This is a genomic window from Gemmatimonadota bacterium (assembly GCA_009841265.1).
In the GTDB taxonomy this organism is placed as follows: Bacteria; JAAXHH01; JAAXHH01; order JAAXHH01; family JAAXHH01; genus JAAXHH01.
Genome location: VXMB01000001.1, coordinates 276,776 through 290,395 on the forward strand (window position 1 = coordinate 276,776; position 13,620 = coordinate 290,395).

11 protein-coding genes are annotated in these 13,620 nt (G+C 64.0%); 4 read left to right on the forward strand and 7 right to left on the reverse strand.

Annotation, left to right across the window (positions count from 1 at the left end):
* Positions 1 to 122: 122 nt before the first annotated feature.
* Entirely contained in the window at positions 123 to 1,088 is a 966-nt protein-coding gene (locus tag F4X08_01105; protein MYD24400.1) for a carbohydrate kinase, read from the forward strand.
* 9 nt (positions 1,089 to 1,097) lie between these two features.
* On the opposite strand, the gene F4X08_01110 is transcribed toward F4X08_01105, so the two are convergent.
* From F4X08_01110 to F4X08_01130, 5 genes are all read right to left on the reverse strand, one after another.
* Complete coding sequence (locus F4X08_01110) at positions 1,098 to 1,808, reverse strand: hypothetical protein (protein ID MYD24401.1); 711 nt, start codon at positions 1,806 to 1,808, stop codon at positions 1,098 to 1,100.
* Between the two features lie 5 nt (positions 1,809 to 1,813).
* Positions 1,814 to 6,409, reverse strand: a complete 4,596-nt coding sequence (locus F4X08_01115) for a DEAD/DEAH box helicase (GenBank protein ID MYD24402.1) — start codon at positions 6,407 to 6,409, stop codon at positions 1,814 to 1,816.
* 566 nt (positions 6,410 to 6,975) lie between these two features.
* Positions 6,976 to 7,170, reverse strand: coding sequence for a hypothetical protein (locus F4X08_01120; protein MYD24403.1), 195 nt, complete (start codon positions 7,168 to 7,170; stop codon positions 6,976 to 6,978).
* Between the two features lie 21 nt (positions 7,171 to 7,191).
* Positions 7,192 to 8,061, reverse strand: a complete 870-nt coding sequence (locus F4X08_01125; protein MYD24404.1) for a phytanoyl-CoA dioxygenase family protein — start codon at positions 8,059 to 8,061, stop codon at positions 7,192 to 7,194.
* Complete coding sequence (locus tag F4X08_01130; GenBank protein ID MYD24405.1) at positions 8,061 to 9,467, reverse strand: amidohydrolase; 1,407 nt, start codon at positions 9,465 to 9,467, stop codon at positions 8,061 to 8,063. Before F4X08_01130 ends, F4X08_01125 begins: the two co-directional genes overlap by 1 nt.
* Before the next feature lie 148 nt (positions 9,468 to 9,615).
* On the opposite strand from F4X08_01130, the gene F4X08_01135 reads away from it, so the two are divergent.
* Together F4X08_01135 and F4X08_01140 are read left to right on the forward strand one after the other, a co-directional pair.
* On the forward strand, positions 9,616 to 10,473 hold the full coding sequence (locus F4X08_01135; protein MYD24406.1) for a nucleotide excision repair endonuclease: 858 nt from the start codon (positions 9,616 to 9,618) through the stop codon (positions 10,471 to 10,473).
* Positions 10,474 to 10,843: 370 nt separating this feature from the next.
* Positions 10,844 to 11,701 (forward strand): hypothetical protein, encoded by an 858-nt coding sequence (locus F4X08_01140; protein ID MYD24407.1) that lies wholly within the window; start codon positions 10,844 to 10,846, stop codon positions 11,699 to 11,701.
* A gap of 78 nt (positions 11,702 to 11,779) precedes the next feature.
* On the opposite strand, the gene F4X08_01145 is transcribed toward F4X08_01140, so the two are convergent.
* Both F4X08_01145 and F4X08_01150 read right to left on the reverse strand, forming a co-directional pair.
* On the reverse strand, positions 11,780 to 12,592 hold the full coding sequence (locus F4X08_01145; protein MYD24408.1) for an Ig domain-containing protein: 813 nt from the start codon (positions 12,590 to 12,592) through the stop codon (positions 11,780 to 11,782).
* A gap of 43 nt (positions 12,593 to 12,635) precedes the next feature.
* Positions 12,636 to 13,124 carry a GNAT family N-acetyltransferase gene (locus F4X08_01150; GenBank protein MYD24409.1) on the reverse strand — a complete coding sequence of 163 codons (489 nt, stop codon included), beginning with the start codon at positions 13,122 to 13,124 and terminating at the stop codon, positions 12,636 to 12,638.
* 89 nt (positions 13,125 to 13,213) lie between these two features.
* Here F4X08_01150 and F4X08_01155 point away from each other — a divergent pair, with 89 nt between their 5' ends.
* Positions 13,214 to 13,540: a TfoX/Sxy family protein gene (locus tag F4X08_01155; GenBank protein ID MYD24410.1), complete on the forward strand. Its 327-nt coding sequence runs from the start codon at positions 13,214 to 13,216 to the stop codon at positions 13,538 to 13,540.
* Positions 13,541 to 13,620: the final 80 nt, after the last annotated feature.

Here is a 13,620-nt window from a genome sequence, read left to right on the forward strand (position 1 = left end):
CTCGCTCCAGTTCGCGAAGGTACACTTTCTGAGCCCGAAAATCAAGGAAAAGCATCCTGCCGAATTGGTTTATTTACTGTAAATACTTTGATTTACGTCGGCTGGATCTTACATTGCCAGAGATGACTCCACACCGCCTCGAAAGCCTGCTGTCCCGCTTCTCCGGCCTTTCCATCATGGTCGTGGGCGACTTCTTCCTGGACAAGTACCTGGTCCTCGATCCGGCACTGGACGAACCGTCCCTGGAGACGGGGCTGGCCGCGCGCCAGGTCGTGGCCAGGCGCTGCATGCCCGGTGCCGCGGGCACGATCGTGGCCAACCTGCACGCCCTGGGGGTCGGACACCTGCTCGCCGTGGGGATCACGGGGGAAGACGGCGAGGGGTACGAGCTCAGGCAGGGCCTGGCAGCTATGGGGGTCCGCCTCGACGGACTATTCGAATCTCCGGACTTGTTCACGCCCACCTACATCAAGCCAATGAACCGGGAGCCGGGAGGAGAAAGGGAATCAAACCGTATCGACATACAGAACCGGACGCCCACGTCGCGGGCCCTGGAAGACCGTTTGATCGAATTCATCGGAGACATGACGCCCGGGGTGGACGGCGTGGCCGTCATGGACCAGGTGGGGCGGCGCAACACCGGGGTCGTCACGGACCGGGTCCGTGATGCGATCGGCGACCTCGGCAGGACCCGGCCCGACAAGGTCATCCTGGCGGATTCGCGCGAACGCATCGGCGATTTCCGCCACGTCATCCGCAAGGGGAACCGGGATGAGATGGGCGGAGCGGGCGAAGAACCGGCGCGGCCGGTTTACGTCACCCTCGGCGCGGACGGCCTGCTGCTGATCGACGGCGAGGACCGCCGGCATGTGCCCGGCATACGCGTTCCGGGACCCGTGGACACCGTAGGGGCAGGGGACAGCGTAACGGCCGGGATCGTGGCCTCGCTGGCCGCCGGTGCGACGCCCTTGGAAGCCGGCCTGGTCGGCAACCTCGCGGCTTCGGTCACCGTCCGTCAACTGGGCGTCACGGGAACGGCCTCGCCCGCGCAACTGGTGGAAGCAATGAAGACGATGATGGAAGCGTAGAGGAATCGTCTAACGAGGTTCTACTGTCCAGAAATTGAAGACCACAGAGGCGGCGACCGGAATCCACTGGATGTTCCGGTCGTTGAAGGCGCGAATGTATCTCACGTCCAGCGCCAGGCCGACCGTGTCCGTAACGGGCATGTGCACGCCGCCGCCCAGAAGGATACTGAAAGAAGTCTCTGAACTGAACGCGGTCAGCTTCGTGCCGCGCACGGTACCGAAGAACCGATCGATTGCCCTGGCGTAGCCGATGCCACCGATCCCGTAAACGGCCGCGGGGGAAGTGGTGGTCTTGTACATCAATCCGAAGTTGGCGCCTTCCAGGCTTACGTTGGCATCCACGTCCGGTCCAAGTCTCTGCAGCGCTTCGTCGCTCAGGCGGTCCCGGTCGTGTTGGCCGCGTTTTACAGAAAAGAGGTTGTCATGGCCGTTGAACGCGAGATGAACAGATTCGGAAACGCGTACCGTCACCCCCAGAAGGAACAAGGAACCCCTGGTTTTTCCGTCCGCAAAACCGCCTAGAGGAATACTCCTCCCGCCACCCAGGCTGATCGACATGCGCTTTTCGGCGACCTGGGCGACCTGGGCGACCTGGGCGAATCCCTTGCCGGTTGCCGACAACGAGATTACGGAAGCCAGTAGGATGATGACGACTTTCTTCATGCCTGCCGCCCGGGACCGGCCGCAAGGGCCGTCGAGGACCGCCGGTCCGCGTCTCATGCGCACTATGACTTCTGTGCACCGGCCTTTTCACGGGTCCGACGACCACTTAGATAGGCCTTCAGCTTCGGCGGGAAATCCCGCTTGACCAGCTCCTGCCGCAGCGCCCACTGTTCTTCGGCCGCCACCGGGGACGTCTCCCTGATTTCGCCGCCTTCCATGATCAGGATCGGTTCACCGTCCCGGTAGAGGATCCGGTTGGTCGTGATGCCGGGCACGCGCCGCCCGGGCGTGATGATGCCGACCAGGTTCAGGGGGTCGGCGGCGCTGATGGCCACGAGCGTGCCCTGTTTCTCCTTCCGCCGGATGCTGCGCAGCAGGGTCACGGCTTCGCCCAGGGCGTACTGCTCGCCCCAGACGCCGTTCACGAACCGGCCGCCGCGGATCTCTCCCCGGGCTTCCATCCGCCGAAGCACCCGCACGAGGTCCCGCCACGGCGGCGAGGCGTTCTCCCGCTCCGTCAGGCGCCGGAACACGACGCCGTACCGGGCGAGCGCGACGCGGGCATAGGCCTCGAGATCCTCTTCCGCGTTGCCTTCCGCCGGTACGCGGGACGTCAGACCCCACCGTCCCGCCGTCGACAGGTCGAAGGGATTCCGGCGTTCCCGTCCCCGCCGGGACTCCCGGTGACGCGACGGCACCAGCAGGGCCCGGAGGCCCGCGAAACTGTCCGACGTGACCAACCCCGCCGATACCAGTTCCGCCACGGCTTCCTCGGCGTGGGTCCGAAGGAGGCCGGACTGCGATGTGATGTCGTCGAAAAACACCGCGCCCTGCCGGGTCATCAGGTCCAGCACCGTATTCGCGTACGTGGACAACGCCAGGTCCTCGTCACCGGTCACGCCGCTCAGGGACATCCACAGCGAGCGGTTCATACGGTCCACGATGGCGATGGGCGTCGACCGGATCGGACCGGCCGTCTTTCCGTGCTCGCCGTTCGACCGGTGGGGACGGAGCCGTCCCCAGGCGTACTTGCCGGACAGGCACAGGTTGTCGAGCCAGGCGTAGTCGTAGTCGGTGACGCGGGACGGCAGGATCTCGCTCTCCCAGGCCGCGGCCGGCGCCTCCACGCCTTCCAGCATGCGCAGCACGGCGGTCACGGCGTCGGCCCCCTTGAGCCGGGTGTCGGGCGCCAGGTGATGCCAGGTGAAGAGGAACTGCATGAAGTCGGCGGGTGAAACAGGCTGAATCTCCCGGCGCAGTTTGGTGATCGTGAAGCGGTGGATCCGCGCCAGCAGCCGGCGCTCGCACCACTCCAGCCCGTCCGCGTCCGGCGAAAACTGTCCCCTGAATACGAATCCCTCCTGCTCCAGGGCGGCCAGCGCCTGATCGACCTTGCCGACCGGCAGGTCGATGGACCCGGCCAGGCCGGCCGCCGTGACCGGACCCAGCGTCTCCAGCCTCCCTCGTATCAGTTCCACCAGCGCGTACGCTTCCAGGGCGTGGTCTTCCGTGGCGGATGCGGCGGTGGCGGATGCATCAGTGGCGGTTGCGCCGGCCTCAGATGCATCATCGGCGGTCGGCCCGGCCAGGCCGGCCTGCCCGGCCGCGGTATGAAAACTCTTCTCCAGGTTGCCTCTCACGTCGTCCGGGAAATCCTCCGCCGGTTCGAATCGCCCTTGCGGATGCACCCGCTCGAAATGGATGCGGCGTTCCAGGGGCGTCCACAGGCGCTTTCCGCCTTCCGTCACGAGCGTGGCGGCCCGGCGGTCGCCTTCCAATACGGCGTAGTATTCCGTCCAGCTGCCGAACTGATCGCCCTTTCGTCCCTCTTCTTCCGTGACATACCCCGCGAGCACCAGGGCGTCGTGGAGTTCGTCGGGACTGCGCACTTCGGGCCAGGCGTCGCTCCGCACGGTGTCGATGGCCTCGGGGTCCAGGCGTCCCAGGTCGCCGGCGACCGCGGGGTCGAGCCAGCGGCGGTTCCTGACGGCGTTGGTCCGCCGCTCCTCGAGGGGCGCGTCGTCCAGGAAAGCATAGGGCCGGGCGTTGAGGATCTCCTCGGCCATGGGCGAGGGCTCGCGGAGGTCCCTGGCGTGCACGTTCATGTCGCCGGACTTCATCGTCTTCAGGACAGTCTCCAGGGTCTCAACGTCCATGGCCTCGTGCAGGCAATCCTCAATCGTCTGGCTGACCAGGGGATGGTCCGGCACCTCCCGGTCGCCTGCGATGTTCTCCAGGCACGCGATCTGGTCGGGGAACACCTGGGCGATCAGGTCCTCGGCCACGGACCGCTGAATCTGCGGCGGCACCCGGTCGCCGCCCCTGCGCCGCAGCACGGCCAGGGCGGTGGACGCGTTCCAGCGCCAGCGCACCTCGAACATGGGCGCGTCGAGAAGAGCCTGGACCAGCACCTCCCGGACCGTCTTGGCGTTCAGGTAGCTGAAGACGTCGTCCAGCGGGAAGCTGTGGGTGGCGCCCAGGGACAGGATGATGGAATCCTCGTTGGCCGCGGCCTGCAGCTCGAAGTTGAAGGTCCGGCAGAAACGCTTGCGCAGGGCCAGTCCCCAGGCCCGGTTGACCCGGCTTCCGAAGGGGCTGTGGAGCACCAGGTGCATGTCGCCGGCCTCGTCGAAGAACCGTTCCGCCACCAGGTCCTTCTGCGAGGGGATGACGCCGAGGGCCGCCTTGGCCGCGCCGAGGTATTCCGCAATCTGCGTCGCCGCCACGTGGGAGACGCCCGCGGATTCCATCAGCCAGTCCTCGGCCTCCCGCTTCCATTCCGGGTCGAGCTTCCCCTGGCTGTCGCGTCCGGTCGCCGGCCCGGAACTGTCGACGCCATCTTCCGGTGGACCGGACTCCTCGCCGTCGTCCTTCGGCGGCCCGGATCCCACGTCCATCCGGCTCGCTACCTCTTCCCTCAGCCGCGACAGGGAAGCGGAGAGTTCGACCGTCCTCCCCGGCGCCTCGCCGAACCAGAAGGGCATGGTGGGCGGCAGGCCCTGGGCGTCCTCCACGCGGATCTTGCCCTTCTCCACGCGCAGGATCCGCCACGAGTTGTTCCCCAGCTGCACGATGTCCCCGGCCGTGCTCTCGATGGCGAAGTCCTCGTTCAGCGTGCCGATGAAGGTCTCCGTGGGCTCCATGATCACGTCGTAGTCGAATTGGTCGGGAATCGTCCCGCCCGACATCAGCGCGTTGATCCGGGCCCCCTTGCGGCCCCTGACCGTACCGTTCATGAGGTCCCGCTGGATGTAGGCGTGCTTGCGGCCCCGGCGCGGGGTATAGCCCTCGGCCAGCATGGCCACGACGCCGTCGAATTCCTCCCGGGACAGACCGCGGTAGGGATAGGCCTTTCGCACCAGGTGGTACAGATCGTCCTCGCTGAAATCGCAGTTGGCCACCTCCGCGATGATCTGCTGGACCAGCACGTCGAGGGGCTGTTCGGGGATGATGATCCGGTCCAGCTCGCCCCGCCGCACCGAGTCCATGATCGCGGCCGCCTCCACGAGTTCGTCCCGCGTCAGGGGGAACAGGCGGCCCTTCGGCGTGCCCGTAATGGTGTGGCCCGAGCGGCCCACCCGCTGGATGAGCGTCGCGATCGCCTTGGGGGAACCGATCTGGCAGACGAGATCGACGGATCCGATGTCGATCCCCAGTTCCAGGGAGGCCGTGGCCACGAGCGCCTTCAGCGCGCCGGCCTTCAGGCGCTGTTCGGCGTCGTGCCGGTGCTCCTTCGACATGCTGCCGTGGTGGGAGGTGACGTTTTCGGTACCCAGCCGTTCGCTCAGGTGGCGGGCCAGCCGCTCCGACATGCTCCTCGTGGTGACGAAGACCAGGGTCGTCCGGTGCCGCAGGATGAGCTCCTCGAGGCGTTCGTACACTTCCTCCCACACCTCGTTCGACATGACGGCGCCGAGGGGGGAACGGGGTACTTCGATCTTCAGCTCGAGTTTGCGCCGATGCCCGGTGTTGAGGATCTTGCAGCCCTTGCCCTTCGCGTAGCCCGCGCCGGTGAGGAAGTGGGCGATCCGGTCGATGGGTTTCTGCGTGGCCGATATGCCGATGCGCGTGAGCGGACCGGAGGTAAGCCGTTCCAGCCGCTCCACCGAAAGGGCCAGGTGAGATCCCCGCTTGTTACCCACCAGCGCGTGGATCTCGTCGATGATGAGCGTGTGCACGTTCGGCAGGATGCGCCGGCCGCCCGCGCTGGTCAGCAGCAGGTAGAGGCTTTCCGGCGTCGTCACCAGGATGTGGGGCGGATGCTTCGTCATGGCGGCGCGCTCGCTCGTGGGCGTGTCGCCCGTGCGGACCGCCACGCGGATGGGGACGTCGGGCCGATCGCGCTCCTTGAGGATCGCCTGGATACCCTTGAGTGGGACCTGCAGATTGGCGTGGATGTCGTTGCTGAGAGCCTTAAGGGGGGACACGTAGACAATCTGGGTACCTTCGGGCAGCGATCCGTACTGGCCCTGGCGGACCAGGTCGTCGATGGAGGACAGGAAGGCCGCCAGCGTCTTCCCGGAACCCGTGGGTGCCGCGATCAGCGTGTTCTGCCGCTGCTTGATGACCGGCCAGGCGCGCTTCTGGATGTCGGACGGTTCCTCGAACCGGTCCTCGAACCACGCGGCCACGGCGGGATGGAAGAGGTCGTTGGTCATGGGTTTTCTGGTCTTGAGATTCCGGTTTCAGACGGACCGTCGCGTTTCAGGTTAACTTTCGCGCATACGGCTCACGGTCCGGCGAAGGAAAGTGGTATAATCAAGAAGGAAGTCGATTTCTTTGTTACAATCAAGTGTTGAGTGCGATCCCCGTGCCGGAATTCTCGATCGAGGGCGCAACGGCGAGCACAGGGGCGGCGCATCCATGACTGCCGGAGGATTTCGGACCGGAGGTAACCAGCCGGAGCGGATGTGAACACCTGGGTGGCCGCCTACATCAGTAAGTCGGAAAATATCCGGAAGATACTGGGCGGCAAGGGTTTTCGCGACAGGTGACGATAGCTGTTTCAGGTGACGACGGCTAGTAGGCTATGGCGTAGATCAGCAGGACGGTGCCCAGGATGAGCGCGATCAAACCCCGGTTCCGGGTGGTGAGCCCGATCCGCTCCACCGTCCTGCCGCCGGCCCATACGATCACGCCCGATACGAAAAGGTAGAGCCCGGCGGCAATCAGTAACACGCTCATGATGCTGGCCGCTGCTGAGACTGTGGGGTCCTGGGAAGAGTCAGGTCAGCAAGGTAATCCCGATGGTGTTTATGATCACCCCCGCGGCCATGGCGATCTTGCCGCGTCTGGGGGTGGAAAGGCCGATGCGTTCCATGTTGTTTCCGCCGGCCATGGCGAGCAGGCCCGTGATAAAGAGAGACATGCCTACGAACATCAGTGGAAAGATAAAGACCGCGTCCAATACATCGCTCATACCGGGTGACTCCTTGTTAAATCACGCCTCGTATAGCACCGGGCAATAGGCGAGATCGTCCAGGTGCTGCACGTAGTAGTCGTTGCGTCCCTCCACCGGCCGGGCGTTTTCCGTGCGCAGGTGAAAGGCAAAGCTGCGGCGCGGCGCGTCCGATACGTTCGGCCCGCTGGCGTGGTAGGTGTGGCGGTCGTGGAAACTGACCGCGCCGGGAGGCAGGACCGCACAGGCTTCTTCCCAGCGTTCTCCCTCGGGTACGGGGATGTCCTTCTGCTGCGCCTCGTGGTCGTGGCCGAAGAAGTCGCCGCTGTCCAGCAGCCCCCACCGGTGCGAGCCCCGCAGGAACCGCATGGGGCCGGACGCCGCCGTCACGTCGCTCACGGCGACCCAGGCCGTGAACAGCTCGCCTTCCAGGTACCTCCAGTACTGCTTGTCCTGGTGCCAGCCGACATTGCCGGTCACCCCGCCGCCCGGACCGACCGGTGGTTTGTAGAGCATCTGGGACGCCCACAACTGGACGCGTTTCGCCCCCAGGAGGGCGGCCGCCCAACGCCCTATTTCGGGGTGCGAGGCCAGTTCGTAGATGGTCCGGTCCGACAGATGCGCCTGGTCGATCTTGCGGATGCGCTTGGGATCGTCTCCAGGATTCCAAGACCGGCGCGGTGGTTCCCCGGTCTCGTATTCACCGGCCATGACCGCGTCCATGCGGGCGGTCACGCGTTCGATCAGATCGGCCGGGATGATGGGCGGCGAGAAAAAGAAGCCGTCTCGCCGGTACCGGTCGCCGGCGTCCGGGGGCATGGCGACCTTCGGCTTCGGGGGCATGGCAACCTTCGGAATGGTACTTGTCATCTGGTCCTCGCGCATCCGGCCCTCGCTCGTCAGGCAGCGCACTACGCGTCCGGCAGCGCGCTCCTGTACGTCTTGCCGTCCCGCGCCTCGTCGAATTCCTCGTTGGCGCGTTTGAGCAGGTCCGGGTCCCGCAACAGGTCAAGGCCCGTCAGCGCCAGGGACTTGGCCGCGAAGAGCATGCCCCTGCTGCCGATACTCGAACCGGAGGAGGCCACCATCTGCCAGCTGTGGGCCGGCGTGCCCAGGGGCCAGCAGCAGGTCGTGAGCTGCCCCGTGGGCGCGATCCAGCTCACGTCGCCCACGTCTGTCGATCCTTCCACGTGCGGCGGTGTGTCGGAATGGGGAAGTACCTGCGTCCAGAGGGGATTCTCGATGCTTTCGGCAATGGAATCCTTGACCGTCGATTTCTCCATCCGCTCGTAGGCCGACCGGACCGCGTTCTCTGGAAAAGTCGCCTGGAGCTGCCGGGCGAAGCGCCGCTCCTCGGCGGTGAAGGCGAGATCGTTTACGGCCTGCATGTTCTTCAGCATCAGGTCGGAGATCGTGCCGTTCGGCAGGACCTCGTAGGCGCCCCCAATGAACTCGACATCGTGGGTGGTGCCGCTCATCAGCGCGGCGCCCTTCGCTATGTCGAGCACCCGTTCGAACATCTCTTCCACCTCGGCGCGTTTCGGCGACCGGATGTAGTACCACACCTGGGCATAGGCCGGCACCACGTTCGGCGCTTCCCCGCCGCTCGTTACCACGCTGTGGATGCGGGCCTCCGGGATCACGTGCTCCCGGAGGTAGTTCATGCCCACGTCCATCAGCATCACCCCGTCGAGGGCGCTGCGTCCCTGGTGCGGCATGGCCGAGGCATGGGCGGCCACGCCGTGGAAGTTCACCTTGAAGGAGTTGAGCGCGAGCGACGAACCGTTCCAGACCAGGTTCGTAGCGCCGGGATGCCAGGTGATGGCGGCGTCGAGGTCGTCGAACACGCCGTCGCGCGCCATGAGCACCTTGCCCACCACCTGTTCTTCCGCGGGACAGCCGTAGTACCGGATCGTGCCGGCGATGCCATCCCGTTCCATCGCGCGCTTCAGGGCCTTTACCGAACCCAGGCACGCCGTGCCGAAGAGATTGTGGCCGCAGCCGTGGCCGGGGCCGCCCGGTTCGATGGCTTCCCGCTCGGCGGAAACCGTCTGGGACAGGCCCGGCAGTGCGTCATACTCCCCCAGGAACCCGATGATGGGATCTCCCGAGCCCCAGGTGGCGACGAAAGCCGTTTCCATCCCCCCGGCGCCCCACTCGATGGTAAAGCCGTCCGCTTCCAGATCCTTTGCCTGCAGTTTCGACGCGTAGGTCTCCTGCATCGCGATCTGCGGATGGTCCCAGATGTCCATGGCCATCCGGGACAGGTCGTCGTCCTGGTCGCTTATATAATCGATGATCAGTTTTTCCGCGGTCATGGTCGGGCTCTCCGGTCGGTGCGCGGGATATTCGTGAAAAATGAGGGATTTGGGATGTCGATGCGGTATACAAGGGTATATTATAACTGTCGTCAGGCCTATATGCAACGTAGATGCGCTGTAGATACATTGTAGACACGAACACACCATGCGCCAGTTCGACCGGAAATTCGGTGAGCGCCTCATCGATGAATCGCCCATGACGCCGGCGGTCTACCTGTTCAAGGACGGGCAGGGAGCCGTCCTCTACGTCGGCAAGGCCGGGAACATAAGGCGGCGCCTCCAGCAGTACCGAAACGCCTCGCGCCGCAAGGTGCACCGCAAGATGCGGATGCTGGTCCGGGAGGCGAGCACCCTCGAGATCATGCCGCGGGACTCGGAACGCGAGGCCTTGCTGCTCGAGAACGAACTGATCCGCAAGCTGCGGCCGCCTTACAACGAGGACGGCACCTGGGACTTCCTGTACCCGGCCCTCGGCCTGGGTGGCTCGGAGAAGCAGGTCCTGCTCTGCTTCACGACCCATGTGGATGCGTGGCAGGATCTGGACCTCAAGTGGTTCGGCGTGTTCAAGTCGCGGCGGCGCGCCCTGGCCGCCTTCGACGCGCTGGTCTACGTGCTGAAGCTGATCGGACATATCGAACCGGTCCGGCATCTCCCGCTCCACGAAAGGATCCGGGGTTCCCGCCTCACCGGCTTCCGCCAGGTGCCGCCGGAAGTCGTTGCCGCCCTCGAAGGCTTCCTGGCCGGCGCCGGACCCGACGCCCTCGTGCCCCTGACCCACGGCCTGCTGGAGAAACCCGTCGCCCGCCTCAGCGCTTCGGAAGTCCAGCGGAACATCCGTTTTCTGGCGCACTTCCACGAACAGGATCTCGCTCCGCTGCGCGCGGCCATGAAGTCGGCGGACCGTCCGGGAACGTACGTACCGCAGGACGAACGGGACGCGCTGTTCCTTGCAACTGATGAGCGCATTGCCGATAATATCGAAGGAGAATCACGTGTTCAGTAGTTTAGCAGAAAGGACAATTATGACTGAGTCAAAAATCTCCGCAGATGGCCGGACGACGCTACCTGCACCCGTGCGAGAAGCGCTTGGGTTAAAAACGGGCGACGGGATTCGCTACCTGGTTGATGGCAGAACGGTACGCATCCTTCCTGTGCGGCCGATAGATCGTCTATTCGGCATGCTCAGATACACCTCGGTGCCCGTCACCATAGAGGAGATGGAGTGAGTCGTTGGAGATGCCGCGTGCGGAGATGCTGCGTGCGGAGACGCCGCGTGCGAGGTATGATGTTCGATAAATAGTGTTCTAACCAGGTAATGTTATTCACAGACAACCCGACCCGGAAAACGTACTCCACCGAAATCGAGACCAATCATGTTCAAAAGCGTAAAACACGATGTGTGGGCTTTCGACGCGGAATGGGTGCCCGACCCCGATGCGGGGCGCCTGCTCTACGACCTGCCGGCCGATATGCCCGACTTCGAAGTCGTCCAGGAGATGTGGCGGCAGAACGGGGCCACCGAAGAAAAGCCGCGGCCCTTTCTCAAGTACGCCATGTCCCGCCTGGTCTCCATCGCCATGGTGACCCGGAGCCAGGATCCCCAGGGAAACGTCACGATCGACCTGCGCGTCCAACCCCGGGACCCGGACAACCCCGACGACTGCGACGAAGCCGCGATCCTGTCCCGGTTCCTCGAAAGCGTGGGCCGCCGCCTGCCCCAGCTCGTCGGGTTCAATTCCACCGGATCGGACCTGCCGATCATGATCCAGCGGGGGATCATCAAGGGCATCACCGCGGCCGGGTTCTGCATACGGCCGGACAAGCCGTGGGAGGGCTACGATTACTTCTCGCGGGCCAGCGAGTGGAACGTGGACCTGATGACGGCCATCGGAGAGTGGGGCAAGGCGCGCCCCTCCCTGAAGGAGATGGCGGTGCTGTCGGGCATACCGGGCAAGATGGGCGGTTTCGATGGCGACAGCGTCGCCGAGGCCTGGCTCGACGGCGGTATCCGGCGCATCGCCCAGTACAACCAGCACGACGCCGTGACGACCTACCTCGTCTGGCTACGCATCGCTCATTTTGCCGGGTTCTTCAACGACGACCAGTACCGGGAAGAACAGGACCTGGTGCGGTCCATGCTCGAGGAGAAGGCGAAATCTCCGGAGAACGGGCACCTGGCCGAATACGTCCAGGAGTGGGACCGGCTGAAGGGGATGGTGGGGGAAGGGTGAAACGCCTCCGCGATGATCGTACAGACCGGATAGTTACTACGTGGTGGAACTCGATCAGCACCTCGCGGTCTGACGACGTTACTGGTGTAGATAATGGTGGAGGCTCCGACGGCTTTGTAGACCGATGTCCACGTGTATCGTCGCGTGTGCCGACAAGTTCCCCGAGGAGGCCGTAACTCGCGCCGTGCCGGTCGACACCGCCGTCACCAGGCCGGTGGCGTCCACCGTGACGATTTCAGGGTGGCTGCTCGACCAAACCACCGCCGCGCCCGGGATGATCCTGGTGTTCGAGTCGTAGACCACAGCCGTGAACTGGTCCGTCTCGCCCGGATGCGTCAGCGTGATGGAGGATGGCAGAATTTCGATACTGTCCACCGTCTGCTCCACCGAGACTATCGCGATTGCCCTGGCGTCACCCGACGTGACGTAGATTTGCGTCGTACCGTTCCCCGCGGCCGTCACCACGCCCCGGTCGCTGACCCTGGCGACGTTTTTGTCCGCGCTTCTCCAATGCACCGTGGCGTTGGTAAGCACCCCGCCGTCCTGGTCCAGAACCGTGGTGTCGATGAGTACATGGTCGTTGACGGCCGTGAACACGATCCGGTACGTCGACAGCGTGATCGTGGTGGGTTCCTGCGCCGGCGGACTGGACGGATTGGTCAGGCAGGCCGACAGGCAGGCCAGGGACAGGGTCATGAAAACGGCCAGGAATCGAGTTCCGGGAGCGTAACTCACCATACCGTAATCCCGAACGGATGGTTCAACATCGATGTGGCACAAGGTCGTTAACGATACCATTAGACCACGAACAATGCCGGTCAATTGACGACTCCTGCATACGTTTTGAGCGATAATTTCACAAGTTGATCTCTTTTCTTTCATAGTCAACATCAATTACGAAGTTTTCAACTTCATCATATTGCGTCGTCCAATTTCATATGAACATCTCCAGGCACCACGTCTTAAAGCCGTGATTTCGGTAGAATTTGAGCACGCGGTCCAGGTCCATGGTGGCCGAGTGTACGCGGAACCGCCGGATGCCGTTCCGCCCGGCAACCTCCTTCATGCGTTCAACCAGCTTTCCGCCGATTCCCGCGCTTCGGTAGGGTTCCCTGACGTACAGATCGTATATTTCCAGGTGTTGCTCCCCCTCTTCGAATACACACAGGTCGCGGCTGACGTGGACCTCGCCACGGCTGTACCCGATGATTTCGTCGGCCGCAACGGCCACGAGCAAATAGGGCCCCAGGGCTTCCCTTATTTCGTCCGGAGAACTGGGTCCGAAGCCGTATGTCACCCCTTCGGATTCCCAGTCCAGGTCCAGCTGATGAACGGCTTCCACGTCTTCGGGTTCGCATTCACGAATGACCGGGTTTTCCATTTGTGCGTCTCTCCTTGAATCGCGTTGGAATCGCGTTACCATGTTGAAATAGCTGATGTCGATTTATATTGAGGAATGATAATGGTTAAATTGGAACGAAGGCGACTGTATTTTCCGGGAGGCGGGTCAAGATGAGCGACAACGCGTTGGCCGGCCGGATTCGGCCCATACTTTCACCGTATCCGGGATACTCCGAGAAAAACATGTTCGGTGGCGTCTGCTTCTTGATCAACGGCAACATGTGTGTGGGGACCTGGAAGGGCTCGCTCATCGTGCGGCTCGAGCGGGAGAAACACGAGGAGACGCTGGCCGAACCGCACACCAGACCCGCCGACATCGCGGGTCGGACCATGAGGGGATGGGCCCTGGTGGAGCCGGCGGGCATCGCGAGCGAGGATGACCTGGCGACCTGGGTGGCCCGGACCGCCGATTACGCCGCGTCCCTGCCGGCGAAGTAGCCATACGGAAGCCGCGTCCCTGCCGGCCAGTTGATGTACGGTTCCGTCTGATTGCAAGTTTTATGCCGTCCAATTGCAAC

Coding starts and splice junctions, on each gene's coding strand:
- F4X08_01105 (MYD24400.1), top strand. CDS start 123: ATGACTCCACACCGCCTCGAAAGCCTGCTGTCCCGCTTCTCCGGCCTT.
- F4X08_01110 (MYD24401.1), bottom strand. CDS start 1,808: ATGAGACGCGGACCGGCGGTCCTCGACGGCCCTTGCGGCCGGTCCCGG.
- F4X08_01115 (MYD24402.1), bottom strand. CDS start 6,409: ATGACCAACGACCTCTTCCATCCCGCCGTGGCCGCGTGGTTCGAGGAC.
- F4X08_01120 (MYD24403.1), bottom strand. CDS start 7,170: ATGAGCGATGTATTGGACGCGGTCTTTATCTTTCCACTGATGTTCGTA.
- F4X08_01130 (MYD24405.1), bottom strand. CDS start 9,467: ATGACCGCGGAAAAACTGATCATCGATTATATAAGCGACCAGGACGAC.
- F4X08_01135 (MYD24406.1), top strand. CDS start 9,616: ATGCGCCAGTTCGACCGGAAATTCGGTGAGCGCCTCATCGATGAATCG.
- F4X08_01140 (MYD24407.1), top strand. CDS start 10,844: ATGTTCAAAAGCGTAAAACACGATGTGTGGGCTTTCGACGCGGAATGG.
- F4X08_01145 (MYD24408.1), bottom strand. CDS start 12,592: ATGTTGACTATGAAAGAAAAGAGATCAACTTGTGAAATTATCGCTCAA.
- F4X08_01150 (MYD24409.1), bottom strand. CDS start 13,124: ATGGTAACGCGATTCCAACGCGATTCAAGGAGAGACGCACAAATGGAA.
- F4X08_01155 (MYD24410.1), top strand. CDS start 13,214: ATGAGCGACAACGCGTTGGCCGGCCGGATTCGGCCCATACTTTCACCG.